At 48.6% G+C, this 21,786-nt stretch carries 18 protein-coding genes, 1 tRNA gene and 1 other RNA gene; 6 read left to right on the forward strand and 14 right to left on the reverse strand.

The genetic code is table 11. The features are described 5' to 3' along the window. Positions 1-2 precede the first annotated feature (2 nt). The 7 genes from CIK94_RS12770 to CIK94_RS14795 all read right to left on the reverse strand — a co-directional run bounded on the left by CIK94_RS12770 (position 3) and on the right by CIK94_RS14795 (position 9,286). The gene (locus CIK94_RS12770; protein ID WP_094423260.1) at positions 3-1,112 is read right to left on the reverse strand and encodes a glycosyltransferase family 4 protein; all 1,110 of its coding nucleotides are present in this window, start codon (positions 1,110-1,112) and stop codon (positions 3-5) included. 7 nt (positions 1,113-1,119) lie between these two features. Next, on the reverse strand, positions 1,120-1,983 hold the full coding sequence (locus CIK94_RS12775) for an O-antigen ligase (protein WP_216821946.1): 864 nt from the start codon (positions 1,981-1,983) through the stop codon (positions 1,120-1,122). Between the two features lie 295 nt (positions 1,984-2,278). Then, positions 2,279-3,598: an oligosaccharide flippase family protein gene (locus CIK94_RS12780; RefSeq protein WP_094388617.1), complete on the reverse strand. Its 1,320-nt coding sequence runs from the start codon at positions 3,596-3,598 to the stop codon at positions 2,279-2,281. Between the two features lie 12 nt (positions 3,599-3,610). Beyond that, positions 3,611-4,666, reverse strand: a complete 1,056-nt coding sequence (locus CIK94_RS12785; protein ID WP_094423262.1) for a GNVR domain-containing protein — start codon at positions 4,664-4,666, stop codon at positions 3,611-3,613. 13 nt (positions 4,667-4,679) lie between these two features. After that, positions 4,680-7,187, reverse strand: coding sequence for an SLBB domain-containing protein (locus tag CIK94_RS12790; protein ID WP_094423263.1), 2,508 nt, complete (start codon positions 7,185-7,187; stop codon positions 4,680-4,682). 7 nt (positions 7,188-7,194) lie between these two features. After that, positions 7,195-7,815, reverse strand: a complete 621-nt coding sequence (locus CIK94_RS12795; RefSeq protein WP_094423264.1) for a sugar transferase — start codon at positions 7,813-7,815, stop codon at positions 7,195-7,197. 193 nt (positions 7,816-8,008) lie between these two features. Further along, positions 8,009-9,286, reverse strand: a complete 1,278-nt coding sequence (locus CIK94_RS14795) for a leucine-rich repeat domain-containing protein (RefSeq protein WP_216821947.1) — start codon at positions 9,284-9,286, stop codon at positions 8,009-8,011. A 134-nt stretch (positions 9,287-9,420) separates the two neighbouring features. Between CIK94_RS14795 and CIK94_RS12805 the strand changes: the two genes are divergently transcribed. From CIK94_RS12805 to CIK94_RS12830, 6 genes are all read left to right on the forward strand, one after another. After that, positions 9,421-10,812, forward strand: coding sequence for a hypothetical protein (locus CIK94_RS12805; protein ID WP_094423266.1), 1,392 nt, complete (start codon positions 9,421-9,423; stop codon positions 10,810-10,812). A 300-nt stretch (positions 10,813-11,112) separates the two neighbouring features. Then, positions 11,113-12,036 (forward strand): IS982 family transposase, encoded by a 924-nt coding sequence (locus CIK94_RS12810; RefSeq protein WP_094423302.1) that lies wholly within the window; start codon positions 11,113-11,115, stop codon positions 12,034-12,036. A 333-nt stretch (positions 12,037-12,369) separates the two neighbouring features. Continuing rightward, positions 12,370-12,770, forward strand: a transfer-messenger RNA (tmRNA) gene (gene ssrA, locus CIK94_RS12815). Positions 12,771-12,924: 154 nt separating this feature from the next. Next, positions 12,925-14,052 (forward strand): hypothetical protein, encoded by a 1,128-nt coding sequence (locus tag CIK94_RS12820; RefSeq protein WP_094423267.1) that lies wholly within the window; start codon positions 12,925-12,927, stop codon positions 14,050-14,052. Then, entirely contained in the window at positions 14,049-15,404 is a 1,356-nt protein-coding gene (locus CIK94_RS12825; RefSeq protein ID WP_094423268.1) for a hypothetical protein, read from the forward strand. The genes CIK94_RS12820 and CIK94_RS12825 overlap by 4 nt, the downstream gene beginning before the upstream one ends. 33 nt (positions 15,405-15,437) lie before the next feature. Further along, positions 15,438-15,785, forward strand: coding sequence for a hypothetical protein (locus tag CIK94_RS12830; protein ID WP_094423269.1), 348 nt, complete (start codon positions 15,438-15,440; stop codon positions 15,783-15,785). A 636-nt stretch (positions 15,786-16,421) separates the two neighbouring features. On the opposite strand, the gene CIK94_RS12840 is transcribed toward CIK94_RS12830, so the two are convergent. From CIK94_RS12840 to CIK94_RS12870, 7 genes are all read right to left on the reverse strand, one after another. Then, positions 16,422-16,495, reverse strand: a tRNA-His gene (locus CIK94_RS12840). A 225-nt stretch (positions 16,496-16,720) separates the two neighbouring features. Further along, positions 16,721-17,095: a preprotein translocase subunit SecG gene (secG, locus tag CIK94_RS12845; protein WP_094423271.1), complete on the reverse strand. Its 375-nt coding sequence runs from the start codon at positions 17,093-17,095 to the stop codon at positions 16,721-16,723. Positions 17,096-17,134: 39 nt separating this feature from the next. Further along, the gene (locus CIK94_RS12850; protein WP_094423303.1) at positions 17,135-17,887 is read right to left on the reverse strand and encodes a hypothetical protein; all 753 of its coding nucleotides are present in this window, start codon (positions 17,885-17,887) and stop codon (positions 17,135-17,137) included. A gap of 27 nt (positions 17,888-17,914) precedes the next feature. Further along, complete coding sequence (gene lptE / locus CIK94_RS12855; RefSeq protein WP_371327089.1) at positions 17,915-18,403, reverse strand: LPS assembly lipoprotein LptE; 489 nt, start codon at positions 18,401-18,403, stop codon at positions 17,915-17,917. A 45-nt stretch (positions 18,404-18,448) separates the two neighbouring features. Next, entirely contained in the window at positions 18,449-19,654 is a 1,206-nt protein-coding gene (locus CIK94_RS12860; RefSeq protein ID WP_094423272.1) for a sigma-54-dependent Fis family transcriptional regulator, read from the reverse strand. A 195-nt stretch (positions 19,655-19,849) separates the two neighbouring features. After that, entirely contained in the window at positions 19,850-21,124 is a 1,275-nt protein-coding gene (locus tag CIK94_RS12865; RefSeq protein ID WP_094387777.1) for a serpin family protein, read from the reverse strand. A gap of 29 nt (positions 21,125-21,153) precedes the next feature. Next, positions 21,154-21,726: a C10 family peptidase gene (locus CIK94_RS12870; protein ID WP_094387778.1), complete on the reverse strand. Its 573-nt coding sequence runs from the start codon at positions 21,724-21,726 to the stop codon at positions 21,154-21,156. Positions 21,727-21,786: the final 60 nt, after the last annotated feature.

A 21,786-nucleotide genomic window follows, 5' to 3' on the forward strand; every position in this document is an offset into this window, starting at 1 on the left:
TGTTAATCGTTGGTTATTTTCCGTATAATATCCAATTGATAATGGATATTCCATTTGCTGTCGATTTCATCGAAAGCGGCGCTGCGTGTCTGGTTACGTTGGCAATCATTTTGTCCGAGCCATTTCTTTAATACGCGTACCAGGTCATGGGTGTCGTTGTGGTGAAAGAAATCACCTGTTATGCCTGGTTTGATGGCTTCAAATTCAGGGGCTTGGTAAGCAAAGTTGTCATGAGTGATGACAGGGCAGCCAAAACTGAGTGCATGAATGGCAGTGAGACCTACGTGGCCAGGCGAAACACAAATGGCAGCATCGTAGAACAACTGGCCTAAAACGGTGTCATCGTAACAGGGGCCATACATCCAAATCTGTTGGCTGACACCACGCTGCAAGGCATAGCGGTCTACATCCACTTGTTCTGTATCTTTGCCCACGAAGATGATGTTGGCATTTATGCCTTCTGCCTTTAGCTCGACAAGAGCATCGATAAGCATATCCAACTTCTTGATTTTCTGTAATCGCCCACAATATATAATGGTGGGGTCAGAGTTGTTGAAATGTTTAGAGTATATATCTGTTGGGCCAAGTTGCCGCCTGATTTCCATATCTTTGTCAGAGTCCAGCGAGTTGGCTATACACACCATCTTATTTCGGTCTATACCTTCCTGCTCCATCAGGTTGATGGAGTATTCATTATATACCATCAGTTTGGAGTGAAGGGCGTAATAAAACTTCTTGACAACTCTCTTCACAGCCCCCTCTCTGCCATACCATCCATGTGTCCAGGCTATGGCCTTTTTTCCCATCAGCCGAGCAAGCAAAATGATGACCCAGGACGAAAGGCAGAAAGGCTCACCATCAAGAATGAAATATTTGTAGTGTCCAAATAATGGGCGGAGAGAGCCTTTTTGCCAATAAAACTTGTTGATAAAGATATTGTGCAGCGTCTTCTTATATCCCGTAAGCGCATGATAATCGAAAGTCTTGATTTCAAACTGCAGGCGGTCGCCTATATAGAAGTCTGTATTCAACGCTTCTCCTAAGAGGTTGAATATCGGATATCGGTAATGAGGGCCGATATTGGTAATCATACAGATATTGGATTGCTTCATAATGAAATCACTTGGTTGTAGAGTTGTTGGCTATTTCTCCTTTTTCGTTGTATCTTGAGAGTAGAAAACCATATAACATCCATAGGCTGAAGCATTTGACGCCTGGGCCAAATGGGGGATAGGCTTCAAAGAGTCCATTAAGCAGAAAAGCGATTAGAAGTATATAAGAGGTCAATGCCAATTTGCTTTCGTCTTTGTGCTTTCTTACCTGATAGATGAGGTGTATCACAAAAACAGCAAACAGGGTCAGACCAATGACACCGAACTCAGTCAGAATGTTTAGTGGCAGACAATCAACATAATAATTACCCGAACCTATCCATAGATTTTGTGGAATGAGCTTGAATGCGATTGAAAATGCCAAAAGTCGGTTTGAACTTAATGAGTTGATGTCTGTTGTATCTCGTCCACCAAGGATGATGCCGTTGATGATTAATTCATACAGATTGGCATTGACAAGGATGATTATGGATGCAAGAAGAAACAATGCCACCATCCATCTTTTGGTTTTCTTGCTGCTCAGGTGAGCGAACAGATAATAGATAATGAAAAGGGCGCTTATAAATGTGGCGCGCGACCTCAGCATGACAATCACTATAAAGATGAAAATGCTACTTATCCAGATGACTCTTTGTATGTTTTTGTTGTTGGGCTTGTAAAACATAAACGGCAGGAATATGCAGCACAAGAGTATCTGGCCTATAGAGTTCTTGTCTTCGTAGGCGTATGACTTGCTGGACAAGTCGGCGCTTTGAAGAAAGTTCAGATACAACTCGGCTGAGAGCAGAATACCGCATACTATCATGATGATGCAGATGTTCCGCATTACGGTGTAATTGCCGTAATGCAGCCAATAGTTGTATGACGCCATGGTTATAATGAGAGATATGAATATGTTGTATATGTCTGGGGTAAAATGTTGGTTTCCCGTCAGCACTTGGCAAAAGCCGGCATAAAGCACCATCATAATAATAAAAGCGTAGAAGGGAAACAATCTGTTGCTCAAAAATGATTGAGGGGTTGTCAGCATCAGGAATGAGAAGGGCAAAATCCATACGAGCTTCAGTATCCTGTCTGCACCAGTCTCCAGCATAAATGGCGATTGGGACAGAAGGCTGAATGTTATAGACATGACAAACAGCAGAGTAGCTATATGGAAATTCCAGTTACGCATTCTTTGATGATTGGGTTATCTTGCTTTTCTTATTGATGTAATATTGGGTTATTATGTAAATGACGATAAAGAATATAGCTGTGTATGTCAATGTTATCGTGGCATAATCCCTTGCTGCGTATTGGCCGTCATTCCCTCTTATAACGATGAAGCCGGTGACGACCATTGACAGGTCGCGGATAAATCTGATGGTAAAGAGGGTCCAGGTCTTTCCCAGTGCTATAAGTTCCGAGGTCAATACGTTTGAACAGCATGTAAAGAGGGTTGTCATGACCGAAATCTTCAGCACGGGTTCCATGCCAGTAAACGAGGGGCCGTATATGTTCAGTATCAATGGAGTCGCTATATAGACAGCGATAAGAGGAACGATAGTGCAGCAGATGTTGACTCCTATCATGACATTTACGCTCTTCTTGTGTTTGTTGTAGTCGTCTCCTAAGGCGCTGAGATGGGATAATATTACATTGGATAGGAATGTAGGTACGGTCAGTATGACAGCATACCATAATTCGCTTGCAGTATAAATGCCTACCTCGCCTAAGGTAGCGTATTTGGTGATGATTAATATGCCAAGCCATTTGCTCAGCGCGAATGTAAACTCTTGTAAAGCTATAGGAAGGGAGAACTTGGCAATAGTCCATGAATGCCGACTTCGGGTCTTGAACAACGAATAGTGTGCATGACAGTTGATGCAGTAGGCGTTGTAGACAGCGGCAATCACCTGTGAACAGACCAGCGTTGTCAATGCCCCCGTGATTCCCAAATAATAGGTAAGAGGGATGCATCCAACAATCATGACTACTCCGGAAAGCGTATTGCTATAGGCTATACGCTTGAAGTCGCCGAATCCGGCAAGGATGCCATATTGGGTTGTGCTGATAGCACGGACAATGATGAGCAGTCCTAACGCCTGAAATGTCGAGGCCAATGATGGGGCATTGAGAAATGTGGATAGGGGAGTGGCAAAGACTATCAGCAGCAGGGCGATTGATGCACTGGCTACCGTTGTGATGTCTATCGATGCTTTGACAATGCTGTCTATATCTGCCTTTTGCTTTTCCTTGCTTTCTGCGACAAACTTTGTCGATGAATATCCTAATCCCAATGTGGCAAAAGCCGCGAATTGGAACATCGTTGTCTTGACAAATCCATATTCTCCATACAAGTCCTTTCCAAGCATTCTGGCTATGATGATGCCAGAAAGAAGCATAAGGCCATAGCCAATGCCATTTCCAAAGACGGCCCATGACGAGTCTTTGAAGAAGTTGCTTTTGAAGATGGAATGGATTGTGGATTTAATATGAGAAGCCATAATTGGATGTGGTTACTTTCTGGTAAACAGTCCGACAAACAAGTCCTTGCATATCACGACGGTGGTGACAATCCAACTCAGGATAATCATCAATGCCACAAATATCATGCGCTTGGGGCCGGCGGGCAACTGGGGTACCGAGGCTTCCTTGATGATGGTGAAGGCCGGGGTATTCTCCTGTACCTTGGCCTGGGCTTGCTGCAACTGGGTGTTCAGCGTGCTGTAGGTGTTGTACTTCAGCTGCATGTCGTTTTCCAAGTCGCTCTGCTTGGCCTTGTAACTCTCCAGTATCACGTCCATGTTGGCATCGGAATAGCTACCGTATATCTGCCGTGCCTTCTCATACTGGTGCTTGGCTTCGGTGGTGAGCTTCTTGTAGTATTCATAGTCAACCTTTGCCTTGTTGGTGCGGTAGCGTGTGATGGCATTCTGCAACTCGGCCATTGCCTTGTCTGCTATCGTGGCCGCAATCAGTGGGTCCTGGTCTTCCACGGTGATGTTGATGACACCTGTCTTGGGGTCTATACCACAGGTTACATTCTTACGTATCGCACCCAATATGTCGTCCTGCTCCTCTGTGAGCCAGAACAGGTTCATGTCTTTTGTAGAGTCTTTGGCCTTCTTGCCGAACAGCTTTTTGGGTAGGTTTTTCAACCAGTTGAATGGCACAGCCAGCAGATATGGCTTCTGATGTTTGAGCAGATAGTCGTAGTAAGTGGTATTGACGCTACCGTCCTTGCTCTTGACCTTGCATTGTGTAAGATTGATGGCAAAGTCGTTGGTGTTGATTAGCGCGGGATACAGGTCGGGGTATATGGCATCGCCCGTAGAACTGTTGCCGAGGTTGAAACCGAATGACGAGGCCAGCGACGACAGGCTGTTCTTGCCCATGATGTCTCCTATCTCGGGAGCCAGCACCACGCTGCTGGTATAGTAACGTGGCACGGGGAATATGATGATACAGGCTACGGCAAAGGTAGCAAGCGACACCTTGAGAAACAGCTTCTTCCTGCTGGTTACTCGTTTGGCGACTACTATGATGTCTATCTGATTATCTCTTTCGTTCATAATGGTTATTGTCTTACTTCAACAGATTGGCGAGCGAGGCTATCATGGTGGCGAGCGAGGCTACCGATGTGCCTATTCCGAGCCACTGGCCTACGGCCGAGGCATTGCGCTTGGGCTTGCTGGGCACCACGATTTCGCATCCGGGGCGTACCTTGGCGTTGTGGGCCACACGACCTACGGTGCCGTTCATATATATAATAATGGTACGGCTCTTCTTGGCGCGCTGGCCGAATCCGCCCGCCTGGTCGATGTAGTATGAGTAGCGGCGCCCCTTCTCGTAGGCCACAGTGTTGGGGAACATCACGTCGCCGCTTATCTTCACCGTTCCGTTGTATTGGGGGATGATGATCTGGTCGCCTTCGCGCAGCACCAGATCGGCATCGCTGCCGGGGTTGGCCAGCGCTTCAGCCAGTTCGATACCCACGGGATAGGTGTCTGAGAGCTGCAGCAGCGCCACATTGATGGAGTCGCTGTTGGCGCCCTGTCCTGCCAGCAGACGGGTCACGGCCTGCATCTTGATGCGCTCCGATTCGGTGGTGCGGCGCATCAGTCGCGCACCGTTGATATAGGCCAGGTCGGTCACTCCGCCAGCCTTGCGCAGCACGTCGCTCAGTCGCTCGTTCTTGTGCGACAGGGTGTAGGTGCCGGCAAACATCACCTCGCCTTCGATGGTCACGTTCTGTGGGGTGGCATAGCCAGGACTGCGGCGTACATAGATTTCGTCGTAGGGCATGAGGTGGAATCCGGCCTGTCCGTCGATGACGAACCCGTCGCGCAGTGCCAGACTGTAGGTGCGGGCGATGATGCTGTCGGTCTGGGTGGCTTTGGGGTCGCGTATGCGGCGTGCCACGTCTACCTTGACCGTCGAGGCCTGGTCGTTGAGTCCGCCCGCCTGGAGTATCAGGTCTTCGATGGTCATGTTGGCGGCATAGCGGTAGATGCCTGGATAGTGTACCTCGCCGTGCAGGGTGAGGGTCTGTTCCTGCATCAGCTCCTGGCGTGTGGGCACAAAGAGTATGTCGTTCTTCTGCAGGGCTATGTCGGCTACGCGTCCTTCCATGATGCCGTCTATGTCAACGGGGATGACCTCGAGACTGCGGTCGGCGCGCATGCGGTGCATCACGGCATGGGCGGTGAAGGCTTGTTCGGTCACTCCCTCGGCATGCTCGAGCAGCGAGCGCACGCTGGTAATCTCGCCGCCCACCTGGTATTTGCCGGGACGGAATACGGCTCCCTTGACCTCGACCATGTTTTCATAGCGGTTCAGGATAGAGTCGACGGTGATAGAGTCGCCATCGGCGATGTGGAAAGAGTTCATGTCAAACTCGCCCACGTTGTAGACCGAGTATTCGCGGCCGGTCTTGCGTATCAGGCGCACCGAGCGGGTATAGGCGTCGCCGGTAAACGAGCCGGCATATTTGAGCAGGGTGCCCACGCTCTCGCTCTTCTTCATCTCATAGTACATGGGGCGCTTCACCTTGCCGGTGATGTTGACCAGACAGTCGTAGGGCCCCACCACGATGACGTCGTTGTCGGTGAGGTGGATGTTGCTGGCCTTGCCGTTGAGTATGTAGTCATAGACATCGACATGGGCGATGAGGCGGTTTGCACGGAATATCTTGATGTCGCGCAGCGTACCTATGTCGTTGGGGCCGCCTGCCATGTAGAGTGCATTGAACACGGTGGAGAAGGCCGACAGGGTGTAGGTGCCCGGCATGCGCACCTCGCCCATCACGTTGACCATGATGGTCTTGGTCTGTCCCACGGTCAGTCTTACCTTCGAACTCTGGTAGCGGCTGCCCAGTGTCTGGCGCAGTCGGGCATTGGCTTGTGCCACGGTGAGACCGCTTACCTGTACGGGGCCGAAACCTTCGATGGTCACATCGCCGTCGGGCGATACGGTGTATTGGTAGCTCTTCTGCGAGGCACCATAGATGTCTATGATAACGGCGTCGCCCGGACCCAGACGGTAGTCGCTGGGGGTGGCGATGTTCATATTGGGCTCGAAGGTGAGCTTCTTGTTGTTGAAGATGTCGCGGCCGAACACTTTCTTCGTCTTCCGCTCGGCCATCAGTTGCCGGTAGAGGGCAATGGTGTCTGTGGGCAGTATGGCCGACAGTTCGCGCTGAAACTCAGCCGTCTGCTCGTCGTCTTCTATCTCTGTGCGCAGATTGTTTTCCTGCTGTATCAGCGTGCTGGTCTGGCTCTTGGCCTGGGCAGCCTTCTTCTTTTCGCCGTTGGCTGTGCGCATACGGCTGTTTGCCTTCTCCACTGCCTGGTCGGCTACTACGCCCATACCTTTATTCTGTATCTGGCGTTCATACTTGTCTCTCACGCGGCGTATCTGCGTGATGTTCACGCCACGCTGCATCAGCTTGGTCACTATCTGTGCCTGCGATGTGCCGGCATTGTGCTCTTTTACCACAAACTGCATTACCTGGTCGTCGGTCATTGACGACTGTGCCGATGTGGTGGCCGCAAAGGCCATGAGCGCGATGAGTAATATAACGTATTTTTTCATATTTCTTTTAGAATTTCCTCCCTGTCACGATGCTCAGGGCTGTCTTGATGATAATCTTGGTGTCGAGCCAGAGCGAGCGGTGCTCCAGATAGCTGATGTCCATGTCCAGCCGGCGTAGCATCTTCTCCATCGTGTCGGTGTAACCGTTGTAGAGCGTAGCTTCCGACGTGAGTCCTGGCTGCATCAGGTAAATGAGGCTGTAACGCGCATCCTGCTTCATAATCTTGTCTATGTAGTATTTGCGCTCGGGGCGTGGCCCTACCAGCGACATGTCGCCTCTGAGCACATTCCACAACTGTGGCAGCTCGTCGAGATGATGGCCGCGCAGAAACCGCTCAAGTCTTGTCGATGTCAGCTCGTCGCCTTGGGCAATAAGCTGCGGCCCTTCGTTCTCGGCTTCGCTGCTTAGTGTGCGAAACTTGAATATCACAAAGGGTTTACCGCCTTTTCCTATGCGCACCTGGCGAAAGAAGATGGGGCCATTCTGTTGTAGTCTTATCGACATCGCCACTGCCAGCATTACGGGCGAGAGAACCACCATGCCCACCATGGCGAACAGGATGTCGGCTGTCCGCTTGATGCCGAGTTCCATTTTACCCATTCCGTCTGTAGCCTGTTGTTGAGTCATTTGTTGGTTGTCCTACATTATATAATATAATAACTCGTTTTTTGCCGATTTGTTGCATGATAGCCCAATTATTTTTTGCCATCTTTCATGGCGGTTGCGGTTGCCACCACGTCGTTGTGTATATCTTTTTAGGGTATAGGCGGTTATAAAAATGGAAATGGAGGCTGCCTGTGCCTCCATTTCCTTTGACTTTTTATCTTACTATGACCTTTTTGACACTACCATCGCTCATGCGGATGATGTTGATACCTTTCTGTTTGTTCTTTAAGCGTTGCCCATTGATAGAATATATGTCGCATTCGTGTGCTTTCCCGGGTGTCGATGGCGTTGCCACACCTACAGTGGCATCGAAATAATGGAGTCTTTTTTCAAGTTTTTTCCATTCGGGATTGCTAATATATGCATCCTTTGCATCGATAGGAATGTATAGCTCTTCATTGAGATACACATTTTTCAACTTACAAGGTGTGGCAGAATAAAAATAGATATTTGTATGCGAGCTCGAAGAACAAAAAGGGCTACCTTCTAAATCAGGACATCCATATACATGAATGGTTCTGTTCACTCTCTTTCCGTAATCTATCTTAAATGCTCCATCTCCAATATATTTTATGTTTTTGGGAATATATATAGTGGAAAGAGAATCGCATCCTCTAAATGTTTCTTTATATATACTGTCTATTTTTTCGGGGATGTTAATGCTTTTCAGGTGTATAGAAAAGCTGAAAGCAGAGCTTCCCAAATAACTTAAAGAGTTAGGAAGATGGATTTCCTCTAAACGTGAATGATAAAAAGCACCTGCTCCTATGTATTTGACAGAATTAGGAAATGTAATATGAGTGGCATAGGTTCCTTTAAACGACCAATTACTTATGGTGTCAATAGATGCAGTCAAGGGTATTTCCGTTAAACCTGAATTTGCAAAAGAACCATACCCCGTGCTGTGCATGTAGTTGGGTAAATGCACTTTTTTCAAGTTTTCGCAATTCTCGAATATATTCCGAGGAAGCGAGTTTATGTCGTCAATTGTTGCATAGTGTACCAGCATCGTAGGATTGTTTACAGGAGGGAGTTTCTCATAATACCGATATTGGTTTTGCTCTTCATTGTTGCTCATAAGGAGAGTGGCTTCCGACAAATCTATTTCATTCAGCGTGTTGGTATTGTTGTCCTTGTGCCATGCAAGTTTTTTATCCGGAGCATCGTTACCTGGAAAATAATGGGAAAGAAATTTTTGGGAATACATGAATGGAGCCAGATATAGCAAGTCTGAGGAATATATGTTGCCAACAATCTTCAGGCTGGTTATATTAAGAGGTTTGTCGCCCAAGACCTCTTCCAGAGTTCCGGGTTGCTCCATGACTACAGTGAATTGCTGGCTTGGAGAGTTGTCGTCAGCCAGGGCATTGCATGTCAGCGTGATGGCGAACAGGCAGGCAAAAGTGCGTAATGTAAGAAAAAAGTTACTCATAGATGAAATCATTTAAAGTGTTCTGCATGCAAATATAGTTATTTTTTTGATTGCCAACAATTTTTTCCGTTTTTTTCTTGTTGGAATCAACCTTTTTAGTTAGTTTTGCGAAACTAACTAAAATATATATATCTATGGATTATATTACTCCCCTTATGTTTGGTGCCGTCGGTAATGGCAAGGTAGATGACACCGTAGCGTTGAGAAAAAGCATTTCTGCTTCCCATTCTTCTGGAATTCCAATTCTTATCCCCAGTGGTTATACATTCTATGTTACGGAGCCTATTAACGAGAATCGTGAAGTTAGACTATATATCGTTGGAAATTGTATCCATGGACTTAAAATCAAAACGGGAGACGAGGTAAAAACAGGATGTATAAGATTGGGTAACAGCACCCATCTGTTTCAAGATGCTACCGAAATATCGGGCTTTATTAAGGGTGTGTATTTCTATTGCGAAGACTGTAAGGATTTTAACTGGAGAGGAAATGGTGCGCCTAAACACAAGGAAAATACCGTCCATTTTTTTGACAACTGTACGTTGCACTCACTTACTATACGTGATTGCTATTTCTGCAGAATGGAGGCGTTCTTGTACGATAGTTCTCTTTATAGCATTTGCAATATTACATACAGTATGTTCTTGACGTGTTATTGGTTTGCCAAATTTGGTAGCAAAGAGATGATAATGTGCGATTCTACCATTGCCAATAATTATATTAATGGCGGTCAGGAATTGTGTGATAATGAGTGCTTTGAGTTTGGCTATTACAATGCAGCGACTATCACCCATAATTTCATTGACTACTACCGTACTATCTACCACCCCAAGGCTCCCCATCCATGTGGATTTGCAGGCCCGCTTTCTCAAGGCAACCAATACCAAATGTTCAAGTATTTTTATTATTTTGAAGAGCCCCAATTCTCTGATATGACATTTATGAGTGATTGTGATGTATTCAATCACACATTCAGGGAGGACAATGCAACTGGAGTTGATGCGGAAAAATTAGAAGGTTACCAATCTCTTAAGGTTTATAATCAAGACAAAACTGTTAGTACAGCAATGCCCTCCTGTATTGCATATACCAAAGAGACTGGAATTATCAGCATAACCAATATGAAAATTGAGAGTTGGGTGAAAACAATCCTGTTTATCAAAGACAGCATTGTCAATTATGAATATTCAAAATTCACATTGACTATCGCTTGTGGAGATGTGTTCGCCCGCGATAATGTGGTGCAACTTGAAACTGATTGGAAGGTTTATAATGGAGGACATTATCGCTTCACGAACAAGATAGAGACCAATCTGGTGAAGATGTATTCGTTAGAAGAACTACCCGAAATTACTGAAGGATGGGTGTCGGAAGGGGCAACTTTTGGAATGAATGCGTGTTGTCTTGTTGATAACGGCAGCGGAGGCAAGGAGAAACTTCTGCTTAAAGCATCAATCGCTTATTTTCCAGACGGATGGCATTGTTGCTGGTTGACGGAGCAAGGAATGCCTTTTAGAATCTATTGAGCAGAGAACAACGGTCATTTGCATAAATTCTATAATATAATTGGTTATAAAAAAGGAAATGGAGGCCGCCTGTGCCTCCATTTCCATAGACCTTTTATCTTACTATGACCTTTTGACACTACCATCGCTCATGCGGATGATGTGTTGTCTTTCATGGCCAGCATGGGAGTTGTCATTATAGTCGCCTTTTAACCTGAGTTCGGGATAAGAAAGTCTTTGTAAAAGTTGGTAATCTCAATAATTTTTAGTACCTTTATGGTTGTGAATCAATTAATTATAAAATTAAAGGATACTATAGTTATGGAGATTACCAAGAACAAAATTACGGAAATTTTCTGTATTATCGATGATTTTTGCCAAGAATATGATATGGAAATTGCCCGCATGTCCATTTGTGAGTCAGATGGGCGTAAGCACCGCAATCGGAAATGGACTATGAGCCGGTCGGAAATCATGACGATACTCATCTACTTTCATTTCAACACTTTCCGCAACTTCAAGCATTATTACCTTTTTTATGTCAAGGTTCACCTGCACGACCTGTTCCCCAAGCTGCATTCATATAACCGCTTTGTTGAACTCGAGTCCAGAGTCGCGGTTGAGATGATGCTGTTCCTCCAACTGTTTTGCTTTGGCAGATGCACGGGTATAAGTTTCATTGACAGCACATGCATTCCTGTATGCCACAACAAGCGTATAACAAGAAATAAGGTATTCCGTGATTATGCAGAAAGAGGTAAAAGCACCATGGGATGGTATTTCGGTTTCAAGTTACACCTGATATGCAATGAGAGAGGTGAACTGCTTAACTTTATGCTTACAAAAGCGAATGTTGACGATAGGAATACAGATGTTTTTAACAGATTGAGTGATAATGTGTTCGGAAAATTATTCGCAGACAAAGGATATATTTCGCATGGCTTGTTTGAGAGATTGTTTAACAACGGTATAGAAATTGTCACTGGCTTGAAATGCAATATGAAAAACAAGCTTATGCCATTGTATGACAAGATTCTGTTGCGCAAAAGATCTGTCATAGAAACCATCAATGACGAACTTAAGAATGTTGCACAACTTGTACATTCAAGACATCGTAGCGTGTTCAATTTCGTAATGAATGTCCTTTCTGTTTTGGCTGCGTATAGCTTCTTTGAAAAGAAGCCATCCATCAACATTGACTATTGCATAGAGAATGTTGACGGACAGCTTGCTGTTATAAAGTAAACTTCATTTGGACTTTACAATTCTGCATTTTGCCATCCATATTGTTTGGAGGGCAAATGTAATATGCACCTATCGGAAATCTGGCATAGCAAGAAAAACGACAGTCGCTTATCCCGAACTCAGGTTTTTAGATATAAGGAGTGTGCCTTGATGCTACAAGCCAGACGTTTGTCTGAAACGTTTGTTTACGACATCATTTCTCTTATGACAGCCTCTGCCATTACCCTATCGACGAGCGCATAGTAGCGCATTTTGGGCGTGAAAATGGATTTTTTCCGCTTTTTTCTTGTTGGTTTCGCAAATAACCCTTATCTTTGCAACTCATATATCATTGGGGTTGACTGGATTTGACGGCGGCTAAGATGGTATGTAAGCACGCGGAGACTCGTTGGCTATCTCCTTAATCAGAGTCATCGACAAATTAATTGGCGAAAACAATTACGCTCTCGCTGCCTAATCGAAGCATAGTAGATTACTGGCTTTATCCCGCCACCAGGTGACGGGACGAGACATCGCTCAAGGGCTCTTTTTCCGAAACTCCTTGGTCAAGCGGTGCAGTACAGTCGGAAATAGTCTCTCGAAAGCCTCGCATCGGAGATGAAATCTTAGAGGATAAGGCATTGGTTGGTGGTCCGGGTCTTGCCAATGCACGAAAACCGAAGGCCGGAATAAGCGTGTAGAAAGCATATGGTTTTACTGTGCGGACGAGGGTTCGAATCCCTCCAGCTCCACTCCATCAATAGCATTACGTTGGCAGGATTGTGTGCCGGGGTAATGCTTTTTTTATGCTTGGGAGTAAAAAAGTGGGCGACAATGGCTACTCGCAGCGTTTTTTTGCTTATTTTTGCAATGTTATCTTAATCCTTAACATTAAAACCTATTACTGCTATGTCTCCAGAAATACCCAAAGAGGTGAATGCCGATGAGAGAGTGACGCCACAGACTGACCCTGTAGCTCAGCCAGACGATGCCCAGAAGACCATAACCATAGATATCGTGCGCCACAAGCGCCTCTTTGAGCTCCTTGAGAGCCCGAGGTCGCTGTGGAAGGTGATAGCCTCGCTCTTTGTGATAGTCATCGTGCTGTTTGTAGGTCTGGCCTTTGTGGTGCTGGTGGTCAAGAGTTTCTATCCCTACAATGTCATCAAGACCAATACCTATGGCGCCACCATCATGCAGACCGAAGACAAGGAGGTGATATACTGGCTGTTCAACACGGCAGAACTGTGGGCCAACTCGGGCATCGAGGTCAAGAAGAACGAGCGTATATCCATCCGGGCATCGGGTGCAGCCAATACCGCCATACACTATCTGGTCGACGCAGCCAACGAGGACCGCCAGCCTGGCTTCGGATGGGTGGGCACCGAGGGCTTTGAACGCAAGGGAGGCCACAATGACTTCAGAGACAAGTACAAGCTGGCGCCCGACGAGCCTTTCGGCGTGCTGCTGATGCAGGTCATCCCCTACGAGCACAGCAAGAAGGATATAGGCTGGTACAAGAACCCCGACAATGATGTCTATCTCGATGGTCTGGAGCGTGGCAGCCTGCACACCACCATCTCTGTCATCTCTAAGGAGCGTGTCGACTATGTGGTGCCCTGCGACGGCGTGCTTCACTTTGCAGTCAACGATGTGGTGATGACAGATACGGTCATCCGAAGCATGTATCTTGCCAGCATGAAGACGCTGAGAGACTCGCTTGCCACCCCCGACGCCTCTCTCGACTGGGTCATCGCGGCGGTAGAGCAGCACGGACTGGACGCCACGGTGAAGGAGACCCACACCATAGCCTTGCCGCTCAAACTCAAGGACGGCACCGTGGCCGATGCCGCTGTCCTCAAGGCCCGGTCGTATGGTATGGGATATTATTACAATGGCAGGGAGGTCGACAAGACCAATTATCCCGTCAACAACGAACTCTATTATTATAAGGAGAAGAAGTTCCGCGACCCCTGGTTTGCCGACAATGTGGGTTCGTTTCTTGTAGTCATCGAACGTAATACGCAGCAAAAATGAATGTCAAATCGCTTATTGAGACCATTACGAGTGCTATCACCACCACGGGCTTGGCGCGATACGTGATTAATGACAGGTCGTTTCTTGCCGAGTTGCTGTCAGACAAGCGCCCCACGCCGTCGGGCCCGCAGACCGATGCCGAGGTGTTGGGCATCAAGCCATTCATAGACTACCGCCCCACCGACCGGCTGCCGGTGACCATGCTCGTGGTGCGCATGGTGTGGAAGACGCTCATGCTCCTACCGTGGCTCTGCTATAGAGGCGCAGCTGTGGCGGCAGCTCTCATGTCTGGGGCGAGGGTGAAGCGGCTCGCCGACTGCCCGTCCAAGGTGAGGTCGGCACGCGTCAACTTTGTCATCTTCTTTGTCTCGCTGGTCTTCGCCATCGTCTTGCTGCTGGTCATCCTCTCGTTCTTCATCCGGGGCGTGCTCTTCTTCGACCCCTCGCAGCGCATCAATGAGCAAGGAGCCATCACCATGGCCCAGCCTTGTGGCAGCGAGCGCAATGTGTTTCTCTACAACACCGGACAGTGCTGGGCCAACACCGGCATACAGGTGGTGCGGGGCGACCGAGTCGAGGTCACGGCGTCGGGTGCCTACTATGGCCGCGTGGCCGACCTCTACCATTGTGCCAAGGACAACTGCGTGCTGCCTTTCGACATGGTGATGCCCGGACTGTCCTATGATGTCGCCGGCAAGGACAAGCAGGACATGCGCTCTGCCCAACTCACGCGGCTGTGCATGTACAAGGGTGAGACCCGGCGGCTGCTGGGCATGGAGTGGACGGCGGTCGAGCCAGTCTTTGGCTCGCTGCTCTACCAGATACGTGCCTCCAACGAACCGTTGCTCTACGACAGCGACCGCGATGCCGACCACCGGCGCATGATACAGGGCAACCACGACCGTGGCCGTGTCTTCAGCTTTGAGGCCCGCCACTCGGGCGACCTCTATGTCTCGGTCAACGACATCTATCTGGACCGCCGCGTACTGGACATCATGGACTCCTGCCGTAACACGGTTGTGGTCACCTCGCTGCTCGAGCGCTACGGCCCCGCCATGACCAATGGGCAGAAGATAGCCATGCTGCGTGCCGGACTGGGCAGGAAGTATCTGCCCGAGATGTGGTTTGCTGACAATATGGGCGAGATATTGTTCAATATCACCGTCCACCGCAATGTCATCCGCGAAGCCAATACGGCAGAGTCGTTCTTCGCCCACGTCTACCGCCACATCGACCGCTTCTTCGACCAGCGTCCGGGCGCCATCCTGATTCAGGTGGCTGTGGCACTGGCGGTTATAGTCCTGCTGTTGTGGGCCGACAATAGGTTCATGCACCGCAGCCCTAAAGAATAAACAAAAGTAACGACAATAAAAACAATAGTAATCATGCAAGAAAATGAAAAAGACCCTGAGGTGCAGCCTGTAGCAGAGCCAGTGGCAGCCAAGGCTGTAGCACCCGTAGAAGAAAATGCCGGCAATGGTGCAGAGACGACGCTCGAAATTATCGCCAACATCGTATTGGTATGTGGCATCATCGCTTCGATTATCTGCTTATTCAACATTGTCTGGGTACAAAATCCCGAGTACCAATACATCGACGACAAGATATTCAGTCCCAGCGGATTTGTGACCACGGTCATGGTGCTTGCCTCCTCGCTGATTAGCTGGAGCTTTATGCGGGTTCTGGCCAATATCTCGGTCACATTGAAGGCTATGAACAAGAAGATGAAGTAGTCTGCTTCTCCGATTGCCGGCAATCCCCATCTTTCCCGTAACGGGATGGATGGGGATTGTGGTTATGGGGCTGCCGCTGACCGCGTCATCGCGCCCGTTGTCAGGGTTGCGCTGCACGGAGGTTGTGCTGTGGTCGTTAACGGTCAGCAGGACATTGGTTGTGAGTGTGTTCGGCGGTGTGGTGACCATCATTGTTGGCGCGTATCGGACGGCGCGGATGTACGTATCGGACGGTACGGATGCGAGTTTCGGACGATACGAAAGCTCGTATCGTCCGATGCGCGTTGCCCGAGGTGGTCAGCAGCTGCGTGGAGGTACCCTCCAGTTTTGCCGGGACGCCCTCCAGCTTTGCCAAGGTACCCTCCAGCTTCGCCGGGATGTGCTCCAGGCGGGGTGGGGTGCTTCCGCGTCTTGCGGGGACGATAGCGGTGGGACGGAGTCGGGGCTTGGATGTAAACGGGATGTGCTCGGCTGTGCGCGGGATGTGCTTGGCTGTGCGTGAGATGGGCTCGGCTGCGTGCGGGATGTGCTCGGCAATGCGTGAGATGATGTTGGTAGTGCGTGGGATGGGCTCGGCTGCGTGCTTGGCTGATTGGGGGAAACAAAAAAAGCAGTTCCGAAGAACTGCTTCTTATGGGTGGCAGATGGGACTCGAACCCACGACATTCAGAACCACAATCTGACGCTCTAACCAACTGAACTACAGCCACCATTTAGAGCTTAATCTCATTAAGCGAGTGCAAAGGTAATGGAAATATTTGTTTCCTGCAAATTTTTTGCCCATTATTTTCGCGCCGCCTTGTATTTTCTGCTTCCACGGGGGCTGCGCAGCCTGGAGGCTGTGCCTTCTCTTGCGCCCGTCGGCGTGGACGGCTACAATAAAGCCCGCTCTGCGTCGGGCAGAACGGGCTCATATTGCGTACCGTCGGTAACTCTTACTTGTTGTTCTCGGCTGCGGGGGCAGCGGGAGCCTGCTGGGCATTGCCCTTGGTAGGCTGGGTTGCGCCGAAGCCAGGCATGTTGGTAGGATTGGTAGTCTCTGTCTGGGTAGCTGCCTTCTCCATTACGCTTTCCTCGGTGATGGCCTTGGGAGCGGTGTGGGCGCAGATTACGCTGATGACAACCATAACGGCGGCCAGGCCCCATGTGATTTTCTCTACCAGGTCGGTAGTCTTGCGAACACCCATGAATTGGTTGGAAGAAGAGAACTGTGAAGAGAGACCTCCTCCCTTAGACTCCTGGATGAGCACGATGCCAATCATCAGGATAGATACCAGTACGATAAGTACTACGAATAATGTGTAAATCATCTTGTTGTTTATTTTTTTTGTTATTATTTGCTCTATATCTTATGGCTTTTTGGCCTTGCTGTTCAGTATCAGCTTCTCCAAGAACCGTATTTGGTCTGCAAAGTAAGCATTTTTTTTTGGAAAAATCAAATTTAAGCGCGTAATTATTTCCAAAGCCTTCTCAAAACGGCCTTGTTGGATGTAAATTCGTGCCAAAGTCTCGGTGCAGTAGCTTCCGTCCACCATATTTTCGCTGTCTTTTGTGTCATTGCTTTCGGGCACATACTCAGGTTCTTCCTTGAGTTCTATCTTGCCCTTGTCGTTGTTGATGAAGTCGTCTATGAGCGACTGTCCTTTCATCAGCGGAGTCTCGGGGCTCTCTTCGTCTTCGCTCTCGGTGTCGAGCAGGAAGCTCACGTAGTCTATCGCTGCGTCGGCAGCCGTTGGCTTGCGTTTCTTCTTCTTCGGCTCTTCCTCATCGGTGGCGGGGATGGTGTCCAGAAAGTTGTCAATGAGCGAGATGGTGCGGTCGGCGCCTGGGGCGTTCTTTGTCTGGCTGTTGTCGGTGGTGGCACTTTTGAGCTTGTAGTGTGCTGCCTCTATCAGCCTGAATATCATCTTGCGGTCGGTGATGTATATGGCTGCCTTGCGCAGTTCTTCATCAAACGAGGGATCGTGCAGGATGTAGAGGTTTTGCAGCATCAGCAGACGTGCGGTCTGGAAGTAGGGATAGAGCGCAATGAGGCTTCGGAGGTCGTACAGGGTCTCCTTGTCCATGGTCTGCGGATGCTTGATGAGTTGCTCTAAGTCCAGTTGCATATCTGTGGTGGTTGGGGTGGTTTACCAGTTGGCCACGGTGGCGTTGAATATCTGTTCTACGAGGTCCTTGGTCATCTGGGTGACCAGTTCTTCCTGTACCGAGTTCAGGTTTTGGGTCGACTCGTATGTCTGCGAGGCTGAGAACTGACGTTCAAAGTCTTCCTTGTGGTTCACGTTGTTGGTAAACCTTACGCTGACGGTCATGGTGAGCTCTACCTGTGCTGAGTAACCTTCGCTCGACACCGACTTGTTGCGTTGCGTGTATTGTATGATTTCTCCCTCTATCTTGAGATCGCCGTTGCGCTTGACCTGTACCAGACGGGTATGGTTGGCAAATTCGTCTTTGAGGGCGTTGTTGAACAGAGGGCCCATGGGTCCCCATACATAACTGCTGCGTATGGGAAAATCGTTGATTTGTATGGTCTTGGTCTTGGTGTAGTCTATGCTGGCACCGTTGAACTTGTAGCCTTTGAAGGCGCACGCGGTGATGGTGGTCAGCACGAATGCCATCAGTGCGAGGTGTATGTATATGAGTTTTTTCTTCATTGTCATCGTTTAGTCGAGTCCGTATTGTTTGAGTCTGCGGTAGAGTGTACGGTCTGAGATGCCCAGGGCTATGGCAGCTTCGCGTCGTCGGCCGTTGGCCTTTTCCAGTGCTTCCATTATTTCCTTTTTGTCGTGCTCTTCGCGCGTCATGGGCTCTGCGGGTTCGTTTTTTATCTCTTCTGCCACCGCGTCTTCTGCCTGTACTGTCGCCATCTGTCCGTTGGCGATGTGTGGGAGCGAGTGGCCGTATTGCTGGGCGGTCATCGTGCCGTGCTCTCCCAGTTGCTTCTTGAGCGCGTCTATCTCCTTCTTCAGCTCGGTCACATTGCCGCGCAGCTCGTATAATACCTTATATAATAGTTCGCGCTCGCTCTCGTAGGAGTGCTTGCCTGCCTTTTCGACAGTGGCAAGCTCGGTACTCTCTGGGTCTTGCGGGATAAACTGCGACAGCGTCTCGGCGTCTATCTCGCGCTTCTCGCTGAGTACAGAGATTTGCTCGGTGATGTTCTTGAGCTGTCTCACGTTGCCAGGCCACTTGTATTGCATCAGCAGGAGCTTGGCCTTGTCGGTGAGCGTTATTTTGGGCAGCTTGTACTTCTCTGCCGTCTGCAGGGCGAAGAGGCGGAAGAGCAGGGGGATGTCCTGGCCGCGCTCGCGCAGTGGCGGCATCTGGATGGGGATGGTGTTGAGGCGATAGTAGAGGTCTTCGCGGAACTTGCCTTCGCTGATGGCCTTGCGCATGTTGACATTGGTGGCGGCCACGATGCGCACGTTGGTCTTCATGATTTTCTGACCGCCCACGCGGATATATTCGCCCGTCTCGAGCACACGCAGCAATCGTGCCTGGGTGGCTATGGGCAGCTCGCCCACCTCGTCCAGGAAGATGGTGCCGCCGTCGGCGGTGCCGAAATAGCCTTCGCTCTCGCCTATGGCGCCGGTAAACGAACCCTTCTCATGTCCGAAGAGCTCGCTGTCTATCGTTCCCTCGGGGATGGAGCCACAGTTGATGGCAAAGTATTTCTCCTTGCGTCGGGGGGAGTTGTCGTGGATGATGCGGGGTATAATCTCCTTACCCACACCGCTTTCGCCCACGATGAGTACCGACAGGTCGGTTGGGGCTACCTGCAGGGCGATGTCGAGTGCACGGTTGAGCCCGTCGCTGTTGCCGACAACATTATACCGTTGCTTTATCTTTTGCAGTTCAGAAGTGTCCATTGGAGTACAAAATTACTCATTTTATTCAACATAATGGTCGTTTTCGCCGTTTTTTTTATTGCTGGCATCCAAAAACTTATGCCCGCTTTGGCCGTGGTGGTTTCCCTTGCATAGGCTAAGCGGCCCACAACCGTGAGTGTGATAGCTCTCGGTTGCAGGCCGCTTGAGTTGATGCGTGTTGTCGCGCGTGTTGTCTTAGAGATGTACTACCTTTCCCATAAACAGGATGGTGCCAGTTGTATTCTCACGGATAGCGAAGAAGAAGGGCTTGTCTATCCTGCGCGGAACGTAAGGGGATATATACATGCCTTCATTGCCAGATGTGGAGGTTACGGCTTTGGTTCCGTTTTCCTCTACCTCTATGATGGCAGTTTGTGACAGTCCCCACATCTGGCGTGCTGGTTTTGTGGCTTTTACCATGTCGGCGTAGGCAACAGACTCGTCCAATCCCAGTTTACTGAGTATGCCAGTAGCGCTATTCTCTTCATTCTTGAATAGTGTTGTCAAGTCTGTAGAGATCGAGAACCTGGGCATGTAGAGTTCCAACTGAGCGAGATGGGCCTGCTCGTGAACTGCCCACCAGTCGGTATTGGCGCATATAGAGTCCAGCTTCTCTGCTTTACGCGGTATTCCCAACATCATAGTGTAGTATCCTTTGCCATAAGGCAGTTCCATGATATAGACATCTTCATTGGAATAGTCGAAGGCCATACCTACATTGGCTTCCATCATATCTACTTCTGACACGGTGCCGTCTATGTTGGTGAAACTGTCCTTCTTGGTATGCAGGGCGTTGAACGGATAAGTCCACTTGGCGTCAAAGGATGTGGCATTGACCCATGCATTCTGTGTAAACGTATAGTCGCCCACTTTCAGGTGAGCATCGGTTATCCTGCCATCGGTCTTGTCGGCAACCCAACCGTTTATCATACTCTTGGCAGCCTGTGGGTCTTTGAAGTTGGTCTCTTTGGTGTCAGCCAGATAGTATGTCTGTATCTTCTCGGCGAATGATGGGATTATCTCTTTGCTGTTGGCCTGTTGCCACAGTCCATTGACCATTGCCACTTTGACATATTCGTCGTCCTCATTGAAAAGGGCCAGCAGTTGACGGCTGCTCTCGTTGACTTGGTCCAGTGTGCCCATATCCAGGAAGTCCACCACCTTCTGCGCCTGTTCGTCAGCCAAGCCGTTGGCGTAGATAGAGAGTATATACTGCATACTGATGGGCGATATACACAGGTTGGTGTTTGTGCCCTCGACCTCCTTGGCTGCCGTAGCGAAAAACTTGTTGGCAAACTTGTTGCTCTGCTTGGCAAATGGCGTCTGCTGCACCTTGCTGCACTCCATCTGAATAGGCTCAAGACCAGTAGTCTTCTCTTCGGGGGCAGTTGTCTCAATGTTGTCCGTACATCCTGTCAGCAACCATGTGGTAGGCAACAGCAACCACGCAAGAATAAAACACTTCTTCATAATCGTATCGTTTTATATGTTAATAATTGTCATTGTTCACGTCTGAAATAATAGTAGTTTTTGGTATATTGTCTAAAATTACCAATCGCATAATAAGTGTTATCCTCATCACGTGCATGGATAAAGTCATTGAGATCCCATCCCCAATTCATTTGGTAACCATAGTTGCAATATACTTGCCGACGTTCGCGTATGATAGTACCTTCGCGTGGAACATTTGGGTCTATGTAGATAGTGTCTTCAAAAAAGCGCCAAATGTCATCGTATTCCTCAATATCATACTTATATCCATCAATTAACCACATGTGACCATCTTCGTTTGATTTTTCTTTGTCAGCGGCAAATAATACGGGTAATCCAAAGTCAATCTCGTCTTTTATATAGCCTGTCCCAGAAACGAATTTGCCCTTTATGCCATTTTTGTTGAGGACTGCTGCAACGCCCCTCATAGTTCCTCCAGAATTATCCGGTTCGAAAATAACATTTATTTCATGTGCGAGATGCGTTAAGAACTTTGCGGTGTACACCCCCTTTGGGTTTCCATGGAGGCTAATATACCATTCCCAAGGTGCAAGGAGTAATAGAAATACTTGTTTATACATTTCTTTGGGTTTTTAATTGATGTTCTTGTGTGCTAATTTACGAAGTGGTTTTCATTCCGC

The sequence above is a fragment of the Prevotella sp. P4-51 genome (assembly GCF_002251455.1).
Classification (GTDB): Bacteria; Bacteroidota; Bacteroidia; order Bacteroidales; family Bacteroidaceae; genus Prevotella.